At 65.7% G+C, this 16,762-nt stretch carries 17 protein-coding genes; 10 read left to right on the plus strand and 7 right to left on the minus strand.

The annotated features are described in order from the left end of the window. The first annotated feature begins 859 nt into the window (after positions 1-859). Entirely contained in the window at positions 860-1,639 is a 780-nt protein-coding gene (locus tag ACJ70B_RS01535) for an RNA methyltransferase (protein ID WP_408958654.1), read from the plus strand. A gap of 167 nt (positions 1,640-1,806) precedes the next feature. Then, on the plus strand, positions 1,807-2,853 hold the full coding sequence (locus ACJ70B_RS01540; protein WP_408958655.1) for a hypothetical protein: 1,047 nt from the start codon (positions 1,807-1,809) through the stop codon (positions 2,851-2,853). A 59-nt stretch (positions 2,854-2,912) separates the two neighbouring features. On the opposite strand, the gene ACJ70B_RS01545 is transcribed toward ACJ70B_RS01540, so the two are convergent. The 4 genes from ACJ70B_RS01545 to btuC form a co-directional block, all read right to left on the minus strand. Continuing rightward, positions 2,913-3,578, minus strand: a complete 666-nt coding sequence (locus ACJ70B_RS01545) for an HTH domain-containing protein (protein ID WP_408958656.1) — start codon at positions 3,576-3,578, stop codon at positions 2,913-2,915. 159 nt (positions 3,579-3,737) lie between these two features. Further along, positions 3,738-5,654, minus strand: coding sequence for a Glu-tRNA(Gln) amidotransferase subunit GatE (gatE, locus tag ACJ70B_RS01550; protein ID WP_408958657.1), 1,917 nt, complete (start codon positions 5,652-5,654; stop codon positions 3,738-3,740). Positions 5,655-5,749: 95 nt separating this feature from the next. Further along, the gene (locus ACJ70B_RS01555; RefSeq protein ID WP_408958658.1) at positions 5,750-7,111 is read right to left on the minus strand and encodes a heme ABC transporter ATP-binding protein; all 1,362 of its coding nucleotides are present in this window, start codon (positions 7,109-7,111) and stop codon (positions 5,750-5,752) included. Further along, positions 7,108-8,211, minus strand: a complete 1,104-nt coding sequence (gene btuC, locus ACJ70B_RS01560; RefSeq protein WP_408958659.1) for a vitamin B12 ABC transporter permease BtuC — start codon at positions 8,209-8,211, stop codon at positions 7,108-7,110. Before btuC ends, ACJ70B_RS01555 begins: the two co-directional genes overlap by 4 nt. A gap of 61 nt (positions 8,212-8,272) precedes the next feature. On the opposite strand from btuC, the gene ACJ70B_RS01565 reads away from it, so the two are divergent. From ACJ70B_RS01565 to ACJ70B_RS01580, 4 genes are all read left to right on the plus strand, one after another. Next, positions 8,273-9,394, plus strand: a complete 1,122-nt coding sequence (locus ACJ70B_RS01565; RefSeq protein ID WP_408958660.1) for a PGF-CTERM-anchored ABC transporter substrate-binding protein — start codon at positions 8,273-8,275, stop codon at positions 9,392-9,394. Positions 9,395-9,485: 91 nt separating this feature from the next. Further along, a complete protein-coding gene (srp19, locus tag ACJ70B_RS01570; RefSeq protein ID WP_310908533.1) occupies positions 9,486-9,767 on the plus strand; it encodes a signal recognition particle subunit SRP19 in 282 nt (93 codons plus the stop codon). Between the two features lies 1 nt (position 9,768). Next, entirely contained in the window at positions 9,769-10,044 is a 276-nt protein-coding gene (locus ACJ70B_RS01575; protein ID WP_408958661.1) for an H/ACA ribonucleoprotein complex subunit GAR1, read from the plus strand. Positions 10,045-10,144: 100 nt separating this feature from the next. Continuing rightward, positions 10,145-11,194, plus strand: coding sequence for a presenilin family intramembrane aspartyl protease PSH (locus ACJ70B_RS01580; RefSeq protein WP_408958662.1), 1,050 nt, complete (start codon positions 10,145-10,147; stop codon positions 11,192-11,194). 133 nt (positions 11,195-11,327) lie between these two features. Here ACJ70B_RS01580 and cysS read toward each other — a convergent pair whose 3' ends face one another. Then, the gene (gene cysS / locus ACJ70B_RS01585) at positions 11,328-12,872 is read right to left on the minus strand and encodes a cysteine--tRNA ligase (protein WP_408958663.1); all 1,545 of its coding nucleotides are present in this window, start codon (positions 12,870-12,872) and stop codon (positions 11,328-11,330) included. A 282-nt stretch (positions 12,873-13,154) separates the two neighbouring features. Here cysS and ACJ70B_RS01590 point away from each other — a divergent pair, with 282 nt between their 5' ends. Next, the gene (locus ACJ70B_RS01590) at positions 13,155-13,991 is read left to right on the plus strand and encodes an ArsR family transcriptional regulator (RefSeq protein ID WP_408958664.1); all 837 of its coding nucleotides are present in this window, start codon (positions 13,155-13,157) and stop codon (positions 13,989-13,991) included. 9 nt (positions 13,992-14,000) lie between these two features. Here the strand turns inward: ACJ70B_RS01590 and ACJ70B_RS01595 are convergent, their stop codons facing one another. Then, positions 14,001-14,525 carry a hypothetical protein gene (locus ACJ70B_RS01595; protein WP_408958665.1) on the minus strand — a complete coding sequence of 175 codons (525 nt, stop codon included), beginning with the start codon at positions 14,523-14,525 and terminating at the stop codon, positions 14,001-14,003. Positions 14,526-14,694: 169 nt separating this feature from the next. On the opposite strand from ACJ70B_RS01595, the gene ACJ70B_RS01600 reads away from it, so the two are divergent. Next, positions 14,695-15,021 carry a NifU family protein gene (locus ACJ70B_RS01600; protein WP_408958666.1) on the plus strand — a complete coding sequence of 109 codons (327 nt, stop codon included), beginning with the start codon at positions 14,695-14,697 and terminating at the stop codon, positions 15,019-15,021. A gap of 87 nt (positions 15,022-15,108) precedes the next feature. Next, on the plus strand, positions 15,109-15,369 hold the full coding sequence (locus ACJ70B_RS01605; protein WP_408958667.1) for a BolA family protein: 261 nt from the start codon (positions 15,109-15,111) through the stop codon (positions 15,367-15,369). Between the two features lies 1 nt (position 15,370). On the opposite strand, the gene ACJ70B_RS01610 is transcribed toward ACJ70B_RS01605, so the two are convergent. Further along, the gene (locus ACJ70B_RS01610) at positions 15,371-16,183 is read right to left on the minus strand and encodes an enoyl-CoA hydratase/isomerase family protein (RefSeq protein WP_408958668.1); all 813 of its coding nucleotides are present in this window, start codon (positions 16,181-16,183) and stop codon (positions 15,371-15,373) included. Positions 16,184-16,300: 117 nt separating this feature from the next. Here ACJ70B_RS01610 and ACJ70B_RS01615 point away from each other — a divergent pair, with 117 nt between their 5' ends. Further along, entirely contained in the window at positions 16,301-16,762 is a 462-nt protein-coding gene (locus ACJ70B_RS01615) for a PH domain-containing protein (protein WP_408958669.1), read from the plus strand.

Here is a 16,762-nt window from a genome sequence, read left to right on the forward strand (position 1 = left end):
GGGACGGACACCCCCATCGCGGATGTAAATCACTTCCGTCTTGTCCCGAACGAGGCATCGATGTGGACGGTCCGGAATCGCCGGGACGCTATCGCGTCCGGACTCGAGGCACACTCGACGATCGAAGCCGTGAATTTCGGGTGTATAGGGGTCGAGAGGCGAGAGATCGCGATTCGAAGAAAGCGAGTCGGGACACACACCCCCCTCGCGTTTGTAACGGCGAAACGGGGGTGGTGGGTGAGTCCGATCGGCGAATTTCGGAGAACAGCCTCGATTACTCGCCATATTTTCATCCGCGATACTGGTGTGTTCCCAAACAGTACCCCCACCCGCATTCGGGCTTACAAACGCGAAGGGGGTGTGTCCCTCTCACACGAGTTTCGCAGGTAACCGACATCCGACGAAATCGGACCGTATCGATCGTCAAGCGGTCGACGAACCGCCTGCACCTCCTCGAATCTGGGATTTTCCGCACTTCGAGACTCGCCGCGATTCGACCACGTTCGCACTCGGCGTTCTCCTCGAAGGTACGTCGTCGCGATCGAGAATCCTCGTTTTAGACTTCGTTCTAGAATCTAGTTCTAGAACTAGAAAATACTAGAATAGTCTAAGAGAGAAGGAGAGAGAACGAGAGCGGATGAGAAAGTGGATGAAAACGAGAACGGATGAGAACGTAGACTCACTTCCATCGAAGCATCGCATCGGCGAACGTGCTTCTTTTTGCGTTCCCGTTCGGTACTTCGGCCATGAACGCACGTATCGTCACGGTGTCCGTCACACCGCCGATCACCACTACTACTGAGACCGTCCGAATCGACACGAGACTCCCCTCCACCGCGTCTCCCCTACCCGAGTACCGATGACCGACTCCGATACCGCCGACGGTTCGTCCGAGGCCGACTCCGCAAGCGGCCGGACGCCGCCGGCCGTCGCCGTCGTCGATGCTCAGTCGCCGGGTAACGTCGGCACGATCGCTCGAGCGATGAAGAACTTCGGCTTCGAGGACCTGTTGCTCGTCGATCCGCCGGCACTCGATCCAGACGGCGAGGCGTACGGCTTCGCCGGCCACGCTCGAGAGGACGTGCTGCCAAACGCCGAGGAGATCGAGTTCGATCATCTCGTCGAAACCTATCACACGATCGGCTGTACGGCCGTGACGAACGAGGACGACCGCAGCCACATGCGCTTTCCGTATTCGACGCCCGCCGACCTGGCCGACCGGCTGCCGACCGTCGAGGCACCGACCGCGCTCGTGTTCGGCCGCGAGCGCGTGGGACTGACGAACGAGGAACTCGCTCGGATCGACGAGATCTGCTCGATTCCGGCCAGCGCCGACTATCCCGTCCTCAACCTCGGACAGGCCGCCACCGTCACCCTCTACGAACTCCGTGACCTCACGCTCGGCGGTGAGACGCAGTTACCCGATCTCCAGCGCGTTCGCGCCCCCGAACCCACGATCGACCGGCTCTACGATCAGTGGGCTGCCCTTCTCACGGAGCTCAACCACCCCGACGAGAAACGCGAGAAGACGATGCGGATGCTCCGACGGGTGTTCGGCCGGGCTGATTTAACCGAACGGGAGGCGAACACGCTGCTGGGACTGCTCCGGCGCGCAACCGAGCGGCCGGCCGAGAAGTAAGGTGCTACCCGTCCCGCCCACCGACCTCCGTCGCCGGCTCGAGGCTCGGTTCGGATTGTGTGCCTAGACCCCACGCCGTGATGTCGGCGGTCGCGACGGGGACGGGGTGTCGGCGACCCATCACGAGGCCGCCACGATCATATGGCCGCAGTCTCCAGCACCACGAGATGACCGACTTTCGCCGACGGACAGCGCTGGGGATGCTGGGAGCGAGCATGGCGTTTCTAGCCGGCTGTTCGGACACGTCCGACGGAACCGACGACGGCAACGGCACCGATGGCGGTGACGACGCGAGCGGTTCAGACTCCTCGCTCGAGGGCGACCTCCCGTCGTACGCCTCGATACTGCCGACGACCGATGGCTCGTCGTATTTCTACGGCGCGATCGGTGTTGAGACGATGTACACGCTGTTGCAAGACGAGGGCGCGGAATCGGGTCAGGAGCCGACGGACCCGCTCGTGGGCAACCCGGTCGTCGTCGCACTGCTCGCTGCGTTCGGACTTCGGCTGCTCGGCTCTTCGGCCGGGTTCGACGCGTACAACGGCAACAACGAGACGGCGGACGGTGAGGAGCAGTTCGTCTATGCGGACGGCGTCTACGCGCTCGTCGGCTCGTACGACCGCGACGCGCTCGCGGCCGACCTCGAGGACGCGGGCTACACCCTCGAGTCCGAGGGGGACGCCTACGCGGTCTACGCCGACGACGGTAGCGACGAGATCGTCGGCGTGACGGACAACGTGTTCGCGTACTCCTACCCGAACGGAAGCGATTCGTCGTTCGATCCGGTCGCCGCAGTCGAGCGGACGGTCGCGACGGCGGCCGGCGACCGACAGCCGAAACACGAGGCCGACGACGACTTCGAGCGCCTCCTTCGCGCCGGCAAGAACGGCGGGATCGCCTGTTGTCTGTACACCGCCAACGAGCAGTTTGCATCGGAGACCCTTTCGAACGATCAGGCGAGCGATAGTGAGGGGCTCCAGTTCGCCTTCGGCGCGTTCGAGGGCGCACGCGGTGTCCACCAGCATCTTGGGGTTTCGGGGGGTACCGCGACGGCACAGGCCGTCGTTACCTACAATACCGCGGACCTTGTCGATCGCGCTCGCCTCAAGTCCTCGCTGGGGGGAGACGCGGACGCCGACACGGTGGCGTTCGCACGCGACGGGTCGACAATCAGCGTCGACGCAAAGTACGGCGGAAGTTTCGCCACGGAGTAGCTCCTCGACCGGACGCCGAACGGGTTCGACAGACGCAGGCGAGTACTCGCCGGAGACGGTTACTGCGTGTTCGTCCGCGACGCTTCGGGCTCGTCGACCGTCGTTTCCGAACGAGACCGGTACTGGCCGGCGTTGGACACCGTCCCGAGCCAACCGCAGTCACCACAGGCGAACAGCCCCTGGCCATCGACCAGCGCGCCGCCGCAGTCCGGACAGGTGTTCGGCGTCGACGATTCGTCGACGTCGGCGGTCGTGCTGGGCGACCCGAGCGGGGCCGGTACCTCGCCGGTGCGGAGCGTGGCGATCGCGTCGTCGGTCGTGTACGTCTCGTCGGTCGCCTCGTTCGTATGGGGAAAGACGCCGAGCAGTTCGTCGTCGGCGTAGAGCTCGAGACATAGCAACGGTGTCACGAGCCGTTCTCGGGTCGTCCCGGTCACCTGCGACGTCGTCGAGCGCTCGCGGAACGGCGGGCGAACGCTCACGTCGCGCTCGTTGGCCCACGCCTCGAACCGCTCGTACTGCTCGATGACCTCCTGGTAGGGACTTTCCTCGGAGAGCGCGACCTCCTTGGGCCAACTCCGTAACAGCAGCTCGTCGACCGCACCCTCGTCCTCGCAGACCTGCAGAGTCTCGATTTGCTCGTCGACGGGCTCGAGCAAGAGCGGTGCGCGAACGTGGCAAACCGCTGTAAGCGCCGCTGTGTCGGTGTCGGTCGTTTCGGTCATTGGTCACGTGACCGGGCAACGCTCGTGGTGATAAAGGTTTTCGACGGCGCAGATAGCCGTATCTACCCGCGCTGAGTGACTGTCCGCCGCGGAAGACGAACGGTCCTCAGGCGATTCGAATCACGACCGGCAATCGAGGACGGCTCTCGACTGCGACGATCAGGCTCGTTTCTGGATCTCCTCGCGGAGGAGTTCGCTCACGAGGTCGCCGTCGGCCTTCCCACGTAGCGCGCCCATGCACTCGCCCATGAGCCCCGAGAAGGCCTGCATGCCCTCGTCTTCGACTTGCGCTTCGTTGCGCTCGACGACCTCGACGACGGCCTCGCGGACCTCCTCCTCGTCGGCCCCGCCGAGGCCGGCCTCCTCGGCCGCCTCCTCGGCGGTTCGATCAGGGTCCGTCGCGAGGGCCGTCAGGAGATCCGGCACGCCCTCGTTCGGTACGTCGCCGTCCTCGACCAGCTCGAGGACATCCATCAGGTGCTCGTCGGTCAGCGTATCGACCGGCACGTCGTCGCGCCGGAGTTCGGTCAGCGTCGACTCGAGCGTCGTCGCCGCGAGCGTCGGATCGACGCCGCCGGACGGGTCCGACGAGCCTCCGCTCGCGTCGCTCGCAGAGACGCCGTCGGCGACCACGTCCTCGAATAGTGGCATGTATTCGCCGTAGGCGACCTGCTCGGCCAGTCCCTCGCCGAGGTCGTACTCGTCCTGATAGCGCTCGACCTTCTCGGTCAGCAACTCGGGTTCGGGGACCTCGCTCGGATCCGGTTCGACGGGCGGCACGTCCGTCTCGGGGTACATCCGCGCCGCACCGGGTAGCGGCCGCAGATAGCGGGTCGTCCCGTCGTCGTTCGCGCCGCGGGTCTCTTCGGGGACGCCCTCGAGCGCGGTTCCCGCGCGCTCGGCCACGGCGTCGATCGCCGTCTCCGCGATGTCGGTGTCGGCGGCGACGATGGCGACGGCGTCCTCGGACTCCGCACCGACTGCATCTCGCAACTCCGCAACTTCCGCCTCCGTGACCCCGTAGGCCGGCAGTTCGTCGGTGTGGAAGATCCCGCCCGCGCCGTGGCGTTTCGCGTGATCGGAAAACTCGGTTCCCAGCCGGCGATCGGGGGCAATCTCTCGACCCACGAGGCCGTCGAAGCCGTACAGCGGAACGGCCATCACGGAGCCGCCCGAACTGAGCGCGCCGCCGATGACGCCGCTGTCGGTGTCCGCGAAGACCTCGGTCACGTCCCGTACCTCGCCGACCGAGGCCTCGCGCTCGACGAGTTCGTCTCGAATCTCGACGAGTTCGACCTGCCGGGCCACCTCGTTGCGGACGATGTCGTCGATGTCGTCGAGACTCTGGACGCCCTTGATCTCGACGCGTGCGCCCTCTTCGATGGAGACGTTGACGTCCTGGCGGATCGTCCCCAGGCCGCGCTTGACCTTGCCCGTCGAGCGAAGCAGCATCCCGATCCGCTCGGCCGCCTCGAGGGCCTGTTCGGGCGTCGAGATGTCGGGACTGGTGCCGATTTCGACCAGCGGAATCCCCAGTCGATCGAGGCTGTAACGGACCCCGTCGTCTGTCTCCTCGACGCGCTGGGCGCTCTCCTCCTCCAAGAGCAGATCCTCGATCCCGACCGGGCCGTCGGCCGTCTCGATCTCGCCGTCGGTGGCGATCAGCGACGAGCGCTGGAAGCCCGTCGTGTTCGAGCCGTCGACGACGATTTTGCGCATCACGTGGGCCTGATCGACGGGGCTCATATCCATCAACTGGGCGACCTCGAGAGCCGTCTCGAGCGCCTCGTCGTCCAACTCGTGGGGTGGCTCGTCGTCCTCCTCGACGAGACAGGTCGTATCGTAGGCGAGGTACTCGAACTCGCGTTCGACCATGCTCTCTTCGACGGCGGCGTCGTCGAGTTCGCCCAGTTCGCTCCGGGTAGGGTGGAGATACCGGGTGAACGAGCGCACCGACTCCTCGGGCTCGCGGAGTTCGGTCGGACACTGACAGAACAGCTTCGTCGCCGTATCGAGTTGCTGGTGGATCTCCAGCCCGGCGACGAGTCCGAGGGCCTCGTAATCGTACTCGGTCATTGGCGGCCACTCGGAGGCGGAGGGGTAAAAAACCGTCCAGTCCGGGTCGCCCGCGGCGGATGCGGTGCCCGGGGTTCTCGCCACCTCGAGCGCGGTCAGTCGTCGGCGTCGACCGACTCGGTCGCCGACCGTGACCGCGAGCGGTTCGCATCCGCCGCGGCGACCGCTTCGAGTACCGTTTCCGGCGTCGCCTCTACCGCTCGCGTTCGACACGCGTCGTAGCGCGTTCGAGCGGCCGATCCAGCGAAGTTGCGCTCCGCCAACGGCCGCGTCTCGACGACGGCCAGCGCGTCCATCGCCTCGAGCGCGTCCAGCATGGGCTGGTCGTCCGCACCGAGGACGAGATCGGCCAGCACGGTCACGTCGGCCTCGCGAATCAGCCGCGCTCCCTCGGCTCGATCCTCGGCGGAACGCCGCGCAAACGGGTCGACTTCGATCGCCTCGACGCCGAGCGACCGGGCCGTCTCGGCCGCGGCGTCGCCGCTCGAGACCGGGCCGAGCGTCACCTCGACCCCCGCGGCCTCGAGTCTGGCGACGACGCCGGCAGCGGCGGCTCCGGTTCCCAGCACGTGAACCCGCTCTGGCAGCGACTCCCGCTCGTGCCCGCGGGCGTCCGCCAGCGCGGTCACCGTCTCGGCACCGGTCACCGGGTTCGGCGTGACCACCGCGTTCGCGTCGAAGGAGGCGGCGAGCGTCTCGCTGGTCAACACCGTCGACGGCGCGCCGTCCTCGGCGACCCGCCCGCCGGAAAGCATCACCAGCCGATCGCAGTACCGCGCCGCCAGATCGAGGTCGTGGATCGCCGCGACCACGGTCCGGCCCTCGTCGACCAGCTCGCGGACCAACTCGAGCGTTTCGACCTGATGGTTCACGTCGAGGCTCGCCGTCGGCTCGTCGAGCAGCATGACCGGCGTCTCCTGAGCGATCGCCCGCGCGAGGACGACCCGCTGGCGCTGGCCGCCGCTGACCTCGTCGATCGGCCGGTCAGCCAGTTCGGCGGTGCGAGTCCGTTCTACGGCGCGCTCGACCGCGTTCCGGTCCTCGGACGTCGGCGACGAGAACCGCGAGCGGTGGGGGTGTCGCCCCATCTCGACCACGTCCCGAACCGGGAACGAAAACGACAGCGTCGTGTCCTGGGGGACGACCGAGACGAGCCGGCTCGAGCGTTTCGAGGAGACGTCGTGTACGTCGACCCCGTCGATCGTCACCATCCCCGAATCGGGCTCGAGCGCCCCGCTGATAAGCCGAAGCAGAGTCGTCTTCCCGGCCCCGTTGGGGCCGACGATCCCGACGAACTCGCCGGGATCGACGGTGAGCGAAATTCCCTCGAGCACCTCGAGATCGCCGAACGCGAGCGAGCAGTCGGTGACGGTGATCGTCGCCGGATCGGGGCTCGATCGATCCTCGGTATCGGCACTGTCGTCGGTTCGGTCGCCGTCTCGGTCGAACTCGGTCATACGGCGTGTACCTCCCGACGGGTCAGCAGGAACAGGAAGAACGGTGCGCCGAGCGCCGCGGTGACGATGCCGACGGGAACTTCGGTCGGCCCGGCCGGCCACCGCGCGAGCGTGTCGGTGACGACCAGAAAGGAGGCACCTGCGAGGGCGCTCGTCGGAAACAGAACGCGGTGGTCCGGGCCGACCAGCAGCCGCATGATATGGGGGACGACGAGGCCAACGAAGCCGATAACGCCGGTGACGGCGACGCCGGCGGCGGTGACGATGCTCGCCAACGCGAGCAACAGCAGCTTGGTTCGCTCGACTTCGACGCCGAGGTGGCGTGCGTCCTCCTCGCCGAGCAAGAGCACGTTGAGTTCGCGTGCGTATGCACCCAACACGAGCACGCCGAGGAGAGCGACGGGAAGCGCGAACTCAACGTCGCTCCATCCCTTATCTCGCAGACTCCCCATCAGCCAGACGATCGCCGCTCTCAGTCCGTCGCCGCTATGGATGAGCATGTACGAGATCATGGCACCGAGAAACGCCTGGATAGCGACTCCCGCGAGTAACAGCGTCGCAACCGGAGTGTGGCCGCCCTCGGTGGCGATCGCGTAGACGAAAAACGCGGTCACAAGTGCGCCGACGAACGCGGCGAGGTGGAGGCTATCGAATGGGACGAGCGCGGGAAAGGCGATCGCCGCGACTGCGCCGGCCGCGGCACCGGACGAGACGCCGATGATCGAGGGATCGGCGAGCGGATTCCGGAAGAATCCCTGCATCACCGTCCCCGCGGCGGCGAGCGCGAAGCCAACCGTCGCCGCGAGGACGATACGAGGAAGTCGCATCTGCGTTACGATGTACTGGTGTGTCTGTGGAACCTCAAACGAGAAGACGGACGCGTACTCAAGGCCGGGAACCGGAACGGACCAGCCGAGTACCGGCAGGGTCCTGGTTCCGAGCTCGAGGCCCGACGGGACGGCGATCGCGTTCAGGATCGCCATCGCGACCGTCAGGGGTTCGATTCGGACCGGTCCGAGCGCGGCGCTTCCCACGACGACGGTGACGAGCAGTACCCCGAGGCCCGTCGACCACACCGCTGTCCGGACCGGTCGGTCCATATCCTCAACCTCGCTTGTAGTAGCCAAGTATTTGTTGAAGTAGGGTGCACGTCGCCATACAATGCGAACGCAATTGACCGTTTTGTTAGCCGTTTTACTGGCCGTTTCTGCGATCGGTCCCGCAGCAGTCACCGCGGGCGCTGCGACGGGGACCACTGTACAGGAGTCGGCCGCCCAGTGTGAGTATCCGCTTACGATCTCTGACGCGACCGGTGAGAACGTCACGATCGAGAGCGAACCCCAGTCCGTCGTGACGCTCTATCCGGGCGATGCACAACTCGCCTATTCGATCGGTGCCGAGGGGAAAGTCGTCGGGATGCCAGTCAGCAAGTACACCGAGTCGCTCGAGGCCGGTGACCGAACCGACATCACCACGGACGACGGCGTTACGCCCGTCGCCGAGAAGATCGTCTCGCTGAATCCGGATGTCGTCCTCGCCGCGAACATCGCCATGTACAATCAGGATCTCCTCGACACGCTCGAGAACGCCGGCATCACGGTCGTCGTCCTCGATACCGCGAACTCGTTCGACGACGTTCGCGAAAATGTCCGCGTGACCGGCGAGGTGATGGGCCACTGCGCGGGGGCCGAAGAGACGATCCAGTGGATGAACGAGCGACTCGAGGTCTTCGAGAACGCGCTCGAAAATGAGTCGAAACCGCTTGCGTACTACGCGAGCGGTCCGGGCGGTTCGACCTTCGGATCGAAGACGTTCCAGCACGACGTGCTCACCACGGCGGGACTCACGAACCTCGCCGCGTCGACTGGCCAAACCAGCTGGGTACAGATGAATACGGAAGTCATCGTCAACGAAGATCCGAAATGGATCATCTACCCCGATAAGGAACAGTGGACCTCGCCACCGATGGCGGACAGCCTACAGGCGACGACGGCCATGCAGGAAGGTAACACGGTCGCCGTCAATGACAACGCGATGAGCCAGCCTGGACCGAACGTGGTCTACGCAATCGAGGAAATTGTCAAGCAGGTTCACCCCGAGGTGTACGCCGAGATCGAAGCCGACCTCGAGGCCGTCGACGAGACGTACAGCGACGAGGGTAATTCGACGAGCAACGAATCGGCCGATGACAGCAGCACCGAGAACGCCATCCCCGGATTCAGTGTTCCCGCGGCTACCGTCGCCTTGCTGGCCGCCACCGGTTTCGTCGCCCGCCGACGATAGCCTCAAGCCGAACTTTCGCTAGCCGCCATTTCGTTCGAGCCACCGTCTCGCTTTGAAAAGCGTTTACTCGCATGACCACTCAGGAAAACGCATGGTCGAGAACGTCATCTGGCCCGCCTATCTCGATGCGACCCTCTCGAGGGCCGAGGGCCGACGCGTGTCGGAGGACCTGGCGGTCGAGGAACCGACGGTCGACGAGATCGCGAAGGCCGTCCAGCAGATCGGGTACGACGCCACGATCGAGCGGGACAAGGCCTACTCGCGAGAGCACTGGGCCGACCGCGGCCGAGTCGTCGTTCGCGGGGCCGACGACTCGTCGAAAAACGACCTCGTACAAGCCGTCGCGGCGTACGTCGTCGCGATGCGCGAGTGAGATGCGCCGGGTCGGCGCGGTCGTACGTACCGCACAGGGACTCGCCGTCTTACGCGCGGACGAGGCGGACGGCGATAGCGCGGGTGACGACGGCGGCGCGGACGCTATCGACGTCCACCGCGACGAGATCGGGACGCCGGTCCTCGACGACTCCCTTGAGGAGGTGGGCCGCGTCGTCGACGTCTTCGGGCCCGTTTCGCGGCCGTATCTGGCGGTGACGCCGGACGACGGCGTGCATCTGCCGTCGCTGGTCGGGTCGACGCTGTACGCGCGATAGCGCTCCCGTCATCTGCGATGCCTCGGCGCGAAACGGCCGAAATCTTCGCTTTCAGGTCGGAGTGGAAAAACCAATAGGAGCGGGGTGCAAACGCCGCGTTATGAACGACCGGACTCGGGTCCTTGCCGCCGTGGGATTGACGGTACTGCTGTTTCTCGGCGTCCAGCTCGGTTCACTGGCGCTGGTCGAACCCTTCGACGAATCCGGCCGACAGGCCGTCGAGAACCCACAGAATCCGGCTAACAGTTTCCTCTACGTCGGGCTCATGCTCGTCGCGACCGGGCTCATGCTCGCGGCGTTCAAATACGACCTCGATTCGCTCATCAGACTCCTCCTCGTCGGCGTCAGCGTGATGATATCGTGGTACGTCTTCGCCGAACTCGTGCCGCCGCTGGTCTCGCCGTTCGTCTCGGACGGCGTTGCGAGCGGCCTCACGATCGCCGCTTCGCTGGCCGTCGGAGCCGCGCTGTTGCTCTATCCCGAGTGGTACGTCATCGACAGTGCCGGGGTGTTGATGGGTGCCGGTGCGGCCGCCATGTTCGGGATCAGCTTCGGCCTCCTGCCGGCCCTGCTGTTGCTCTCGGTGTTGGCCGTCTACGACGCCATCAGCGTCTATGGCACCGAACACATGCTCGACCTCGCGGAAGGCGTGATGGACCTCAAGATCCCCGTCGTCTTCGTCATTCCGACGACGCTCTCCTACTCCTACCTCGCAGCCGGCAGCACCGAGGACGTACTCGAGAACGACGGCGGCCGGCCGGCCGGCGAAACCGACGGTAGTACCGACGCGAGCGCCGCTGCGAACGCGGAGACCGCCGCAGATAGCGACGAGGACGACTCGAGTTCTGACGCGTTCGACCGGGATGCCCTGTTCGTCGGCCTGGGCGACGCCGTTATTCCGACGGTGCTCGTCGCTAGCGCGGCCTCGTTCCTCGACGTCGGAACGATCGCGGTCCCGATGCTCGCGTTGAACCTGCCCGCGCTCGGCGCGTTGCTCGGGACGATCGTCGGCCTCCTTGTCCTGATGCGCATGGTCCTCGAGGGTCGCGCACACGCCGGGTTGCCGTTACTCAACGGGGGCGCGATCGGTGGGTATCTGCTCGGCGCACTCGCCAGCGGGCTCTCGGTCGCCAGCGCGATCGGGCTCTGAGCCCGGTCGATCGACGCTCCGTTGTGTTCCGTCTCGATCCGTTCTGTCTCAACCCGTTCTCTGGTCCTCCGATACTCGGAGCCGGCCGTCACGGCCGTGACCACGGAGACGCGCGACGGCGTTCGCTCGCCGCTCACTCGCTCGACGGCAGCCGATAGGTCGCCCCGTCGTCCGTGTCTTGCACTTCGATGCCGAGCGCCGCGAGCTCGTCGCGCAACTCGTCGGCGCGCTCGTAGTTGCCCGCCGCTCGCTCGCGCTCGCGCACCTCGAGAAGGAGATCGACTACGTCGCCCGCAAGCGCCGCGGTGCCGGTCGTGTCGCCCGTAAAGGAGAGACCGAGTACGCCGCCCAATTCCTCGAGGGTCTCGACGGCCCGTCGGAGGCCCCGATAATCGTAGCTCGCCGGGCTATCGTCGCTCCCCTCGTCGGCGTCGCCCTCGGTGTTGGCGTCGACCGACTCGAGGTGGCGGTTGACCGCCGTGACGACCGACAGCAGCGCGGACTGCGCTTCTCGGGTATTGAAGTCGTCGTTCATCGCGGTCGCGAACGCCTCGCGCGCGCCGTCGACTTCGTCGCGGAGCCTCCCGTCGTCGGCCTTCGAACTCGCGGCGGGCGAGTCGAGCGCCTCGACGGCCGCCTCGTAGCCCCGTTCTAAGCGATCCCAGCGCTCCTCGGCCTCGGCGATCGTCTCGTCGGAGTAGAGCTGTTTGCTGTTGTACGAGCCGGCCGTGAGGAACGTCCGCACGATATTCGTCCCCCAGCGATCGACCGCTTCGTCGACCGTGACGAAGTTGCCCAGACTCGAGGACATCTTCTCGTCGTCCATCTGGAACAGTTCGCAGTGGAGCCAGTACGTCGCGAACTCGTGGTCCGTCGCGGCTTCGGACTGGGCGATCTCGTTTTCGTGGTGGGGAAAGACCAGATCGCGGCCGCCGACGTGGATGTCGAGGGTCTCGCCGAGGTGGGTCATGCTCATCGCCGAGCACTCGATGTGCCAGCCGGGCCGGCCCTCGCCCCACGGCGAGTCCCACGTGAGGGCCGTCTCGCAGGCCTCATCGGCGGGCACAGCGCCCTCGTGGCGGTGCTCTTCGATGGCCTCGGGATCGACGCCGCCGGCCTTCCAGAGTGCGAAGTCGGCCGAGTTGCGCTTCTCGGAGCGCTCGTCGGGGTCGCCCTGTGATTCGATCTCGTCGAGTTCCTGATTCGAGAGTTTGCCGTAGTCGTCGAAGCCGGTCACGTCGAAGTAGACCGAGCCGTTCGACTCGTAGGCGTAGCCTTTCTCGAGTAAGGTCTCCACGAGGTCGATGATCTCCGGAACGTGCTCGGAGACGCGGGGGTAGACCTCCGCCCGGCGGAGGTTCAGCGAGCGCATGTCCTCGATCGTCCGCTGAACGTAGCTCTCGGCGACCTCGCTCTCGCTGTCGCCGAGGTCGTCTTCGCCGACGCGGGCGACGATCTTCTCGTTGACGTCGGTGAAGTTCTCGACGTGACGCACGTCGTAGCCGAGGTGCTCGAGCCAGCGGTGCATGACGTCGACGTGAACCCACGACCGCGCGTGGCCCAGATGGGGCGGGTCAGAGACCGTCAGGCCGCAGTAGTACAGGAGAACGTTCTCGGGGTCCTGCGGCTCGAACGGCTCTTTCTCGCCCGTCAACGTGTTCGTCACGTGCAGGGTCATTATGAGTACGCTCGCTTCGCCCGGACGAAAGTTAAACGATGTGATGGCGCTCGAGCGCCGCGTTCGCCCGCGTACTGCGAGTCGGACGGGTTCGTCAGAACCTCTTTTCCGTCCTTGCCGACGGATCGAGTACGTGCCAACCCGCGACGCCGTCTGGCTCGGCGGTGAACGAGACCGTCGGTCGCCTGACCCGGACGGTATCGGCTGATCGGTTCGGTGGACGAAACTGAACTAATCGGCTGGTCCCTAGCAATTAAGTGCGCGATTCCGGAACAGACCCGTATGGACTCCCACGAGGACCGGGTGATCCGTCTCATCGCCGAGCGTCGAAATCGGGCCATTCTGTCGATCCTCAACGACGCTGCGCGATCGCTCGCCGTCACTGAACTCGCCGAACGACTCGCCGAGAGCGATGCGTTCGGGACCGCCGACATCGACCGCCAGCGAGTGACGCTGTCGCTGCACCACAAGGAATTACCGCGACTCGACGAGGTCGGGCTCATCAACTACGACCCCGAGACGAACGTCGTGTCGTACGAAACGTATCCGTCGGTCAGCGCCGAATGGCTGGAACTCGAGATGATCGACGAACTGCTCTCGTGTTTCGAAGCCGGAACGGCCGCGACCGACGACACCGTCGGCATACTCGAGGACCGCGAAGACGTGGTCGAATACGGCCGGTATCTCGTCGACGAGGCCGACGAGGAACTGTTCTGTATGTACGTCAGTCCCGATCTCTTCGAAGAAGCGTGCATTCAAAGTGTCCGCGACGCGATCGGACGCGGCGTCGCAGTGTCGATGGGGACCCACGATTCGACGGTCCGCGAACTCGCGCGAACCCAGTTGCCGGAGGCGACGGTCTGGGAGCCACAACTCGACTGGCTGAACGATACCGGCCAACGACCGACCGTCGGCCGGCTCGTGTTCACGGACCGCGAGAAGCTTATGATCGCTCTACTCGACGAGACGGCTGCCGACGGAATGATAGAGCGAGCGATCGTCTGTGACGGTGCGGACAACCCCCTGGTCGTTTTCGTTCGCGAGCTACTGGGGCCCCGCCTCGACCACCTCGATTACCAGAACGAAGACCTACTGGACGCGCTGCCGTTCGAGCCGTGACGTGTCCCGTCAGCCGTCCCGTGTGCCGACGCACTCGAGCGCTGCCTCGATCAGCCGAAGTGCGTTCGCCCCCTCGCGTCGGTCGACCACGACCACCATCGTCCCGTCTGCAACAGCCGCTGCGTTCGGCGAAAGCCCCTCGATCGAGAGTCGCGCGAGCACGTCGGCGAGCGCAGCCGTTTCCACGTCGCCGGTCGCGACGATTGCCGTCCGGTCGCCACTGTCGGGACCGAACGCTGCGCCGCCGACGGTGACGAGCGCGTCTTCGGTCGCGCCTCTAACGTCCGCCCCGTCCTCGCTGCCCTCGAGCGGGCCGATCCCGCTTTCCATTCGAATTCGAACCGCTCGAGAGTCGGTCTCGTAGGCCGGTAACTCGTCTGCATACCGGCGCAGCGCCGTCGCGACCGCGTCGGGCTCACCGTCGATATCGAGATAGCGAGCGGCGGCGGTATAGTTGACGACGCCGGCCCGCAGCGCGGTCCGGAGGAACGAGTGCCGGTCGACCGCTCGGCGCGTCTCGGCTGCCAGTGACATAGCCAAAGCGCGCGTCTCGAGCCGGCATAAAGTCGCCGTCATCCGGTCGGCACTGATGCGGGACGGCTCGAAACGTCGGCGACGGCTCGCGGCGAAATCCGTTCGCGCCGCCTCGAGGCGGAACCGGCTCGACCGACAGTATATACCGTTCCAGATCCTGGTCCCTGGTATGAGCGAGTCCGAGTCCGAGCAGTCCCCCGAAGACGCCGTCCGCGATGCGGTATCGCTGTTCCTCCGGCGAAACTTCCCGCAGATCGAACTGCACGGCGGCGACTCCTCGATCACCGATCTCGACCTCGAGGAGCGCCGCGTCGCGATCAACCTGAGCGGTGCGTGCAACGGCTGTGGCGTCAGTTCGATGACGACCCAGGCGATCCGCCAGCGCCTGCCGGCCGAGATCGACGCGATCGACCACGTGTCCGTCAGCACCGGCTTCGACGGGCTGGCCGAGGAGAGCGCGTCGGGACCGGACGTGCCGGACGACGTTCCGTTCTGAACGGGCACCGTCGTTCCCAGTAGCGACGCTTCGACAACCCCTGCCGAGACCGCGGTGCTTTTGCCGCGAGCGGCGTATTCCTCGCATATGAAGCCAGCAGCCGTCGAGGAACTCATCGAGTCGAACCTCGAAGACGCCGAGGCAACGGTCACGCACGCCCGAGACGAACACGACGAGGACCATCTCGCCGCCACGGTCGTCTCGCCAGTCTTCGAGGACCTGCCGCTGGTCCAGCAACACCAGCAGGTGTACGACAGCCTCGGCGAGCACATGACGACCGACATCCACGCCCTCGAGCTGTCGACGTACACGCCCGCGGAGTACGACGACCTCGAGGCCGATCAGTAGCTCACTGGTCCGGCCACTCGTCGGCCGCGAGGGGATCGCCCTCGAGGAAGGCCGCGATGCCCTCGTTCGCGTCGTCGGTCACACAGAGGGCCGCGAACCGTCCGTTCGAATAGTCGAGCGCCTCGTCGTACTCCATCTCGACCATCTCGTAGAACGTTTCCTTGCCCGATTGGATCGCCATCGGGCTCTTCGATGCGATCGTTTCGGCGAGGGTCTCGGCCGCCTCGAGGTGCTCGCCCTCGGGGACGACGCGGTTGAGCAGCCCCCACTCAAGGGCCGTCTCAGCGTCGATCAGGTCTCCGGTCAGAAGCAATTCGAGACACCGCTTTCTGGTGAGGGTCGTCGTCAGCGGTACGGCCGGTCCCATACAGAATAGGCCGACTTTAGGTGCCGTCGCGCCGAACTGGGTCCCCTCCGCGGCCACGGCGAGGTCACAGGCCGCGACGAGCCCGATTCCGTTGGCGGCCGCGTGGCCGTGAGCCGCGGTGATCACGGGGGTTCGTATCTCAGTCAGGGTGTGAAACGGCTCCTCCATCCGCATCACCCACTCCTCGTATTCCGCCTCGGTCCCGTAATCGCCGTGTTCGGAGAGGTCGATCCCGGCCGAGAAGGTCTCGCCCGCCCCGTGGACGACGATCGCTCGGACCTCGGACGCCTCGTCAAACGCGTGGAGTGCGTCGTCGAGATCTCGTGCGAGGCCGGTGCTGAACGTATTCATCGCCTCGGGTCTGGAGAGCGCAATCTGGCCGACGTGACCGTCGCGACTGATTTCGACGTGCTCCCACTGGTCGGTACTAGGGTGGTCAGATGTCATCCCTGAGCGATTCGTCCGAGAGTGTGTTAAATGTCACCAATGGACGGTAGCCTCGTCTCGAGCGAGCCATCCTCACCGAACCGTAGCTTTATCCATCAGTATTGACACGTTATGCGTATGGAGTCCCTCCATCCACGCATCAGGCTGCTCTGGATCGCGCGCGGGGCGCTCGCCGCGATCGTCCTCGGCGTCGTCCTCGCCGCCGTCGACCAGTGGCAGGTAGCTGTTCCGATGCCGGTAATCGTCGGCGTCGTCGCACTTGGATTGCTCCTCGGTGCCGGCTACGCCGTTCGGCTGTATCGGGTCTGGCGGTTCGAACTGCAGGACGACGCCCTCTATCTGGAGCGCGGCGTCGTCACCTTCGTCGAGACCGCCGTCCCGTTCGTCCGCGTCCAGCACGTCGACACCCAGTTCGGCCCGATCGAGCGGGTGCTCGGCCTCTCGAGCGTCGTGGTTTACACGGCCGGTTCCCGGAACGCCGACGTTCGCATTCCGGGCCTGACGCCCGACCGGGCGCGGAGCCTGCAGGACACGCTTCGCGAACTGGCCGTCGAGAGCGAAGCCGAGGACGCCGTCTAG

The organism is Natrinema sp. 74 (genome assembly GCF_046097095.1).
In the GTDB taxonomy this organism is placed as follows: Archaea; Halobacteriota; Halobacteria; order Halobacteriales; family Natrialbaceae; genus Natrinema.

Excerpts from the sequence above, each read along its gene's own strand:
- ACJ70B_RS01605 (WP_408958667.1), top strand. The coding sequence starts at position 15,109 with ATGAAGCCAGCAGCCGTCGAGGAACTCATCGAGTCGAACCTCGAAGAC.
- ACJ70B_RS01555 (WP_408958658.1), bottom strand. The coding sequence starts at position 7,111 with ATGACCGAGTTCGACCGAGACGGCGACCGAACCGACGACAGTGCCGAT.
- ACJ70B_RS01545 (WP_408958656.1), bottom strand. The coding sequence starts at position 3,578 with ATGACCGAAACGACCGACACCGACACAGCGGCGCTTACAGCGGTTTGC.
- ACJ70B_RS01535 (WP_408958654.1), top strand. The coding sequence starts at position 860 with ATGACCGACTCCGATACCGCCGACGGTTCGTCCGAGGCCGACTCCGCA.
- gatE (WP_408958657.1), bottom strand. The coding sequence starts at position 5,654 with ATGACCGAGTACGATTACGAGGCCCTCGGACTCGTCGCCGGGCTGGAG.
- ACJ70B_RS01595 (WP_408958665.1), bottom strand. The coding sequence starts at position 14,525 with ATGTCACTGGCAGCCGAGACGCGCCGAGCGGTCGACCGGCACTCGTTC.
- srp19 (WP_310908533.1), top strand. The coding sequence starts at position 9,486 with ATGGTCGAGAACGTCATCTGGCCCGCCTATCTCGATGCGACCCTCTCG.
- ACJ70B_RS01565 (WP_408958660.1), top strand. The coding sequence starts at position 8,273 with ATGCGAACGCAATTGACCGTTTTGTTAGCCGTTTTACTGGCCGTTTCT.
- ACJ70B_RS01580 (WP_408958662.1), top strand. The coding sequence starts at position 10,145 with ATGAACGACCGGACTCGGGTCCTTGCCGCCGTGGGATTGACGGTACTG.
- ACJ70B_RS01615 (WP_408958669.1), top strand. The coding sequence starts at position 16,301 with ATGGAGTCCCTCCATCCACGCATCAGGCTGCTCTGGATCGCGCGCGGG.
- ACJ70B_RS01600 (WP_408958666.1), top strand. The coding sequence starts at position 14,695 with ATGAGCGAGTCCGAGTCCGAGCAGTCCCCCGAAGACGCCGTCCGCGAT.
- ACJ70B_RS01540 (WP_408958655.1), top strand. The coding sequence starts at position 1,807 with ATGACCGACTTTCGCCGACGGACAGCGCTGGGGATGCTGGGAGCGAGC.
- ACJ70B_RS01610 (WP_408958668.1), bottom strand. The coding sequence starts at position 16,183 with ATGACATCTGACCACCCTAGTACCGACCAGTGGGAGCACGTCGAAATC.
- ACJ70B_RS01590 (WP_408958664.1), top strand. The coding sequence starts at position 13,155 with ATGGACTCCCACGAGGACCGGGTGATCCGTCTCATCGCCGAGCGTCGA.
- cysS (WP_408958663.1), bottom strand. The coding sequence starts at position 12,872 with ATGACCCTGCACGTGACGAACACGTTGACGGGCGAGAAAGAGCCGTTC.
- btuC (WP_408958659.1), bottom strand. The coding sequence starts at position 8,211 with ATGGACCGACCGGTCCGGACAGCGGTGTGGTCGACGGGCCTCGGGGTA.
- ACJ70B_RS01575 (WP_408958661.1), top strand. The coding sequence starts at position 9,769 with ATGCGCCGGGTCGGCGCGGTCGTACGTACCGCACAGGGACTCGCCGTC.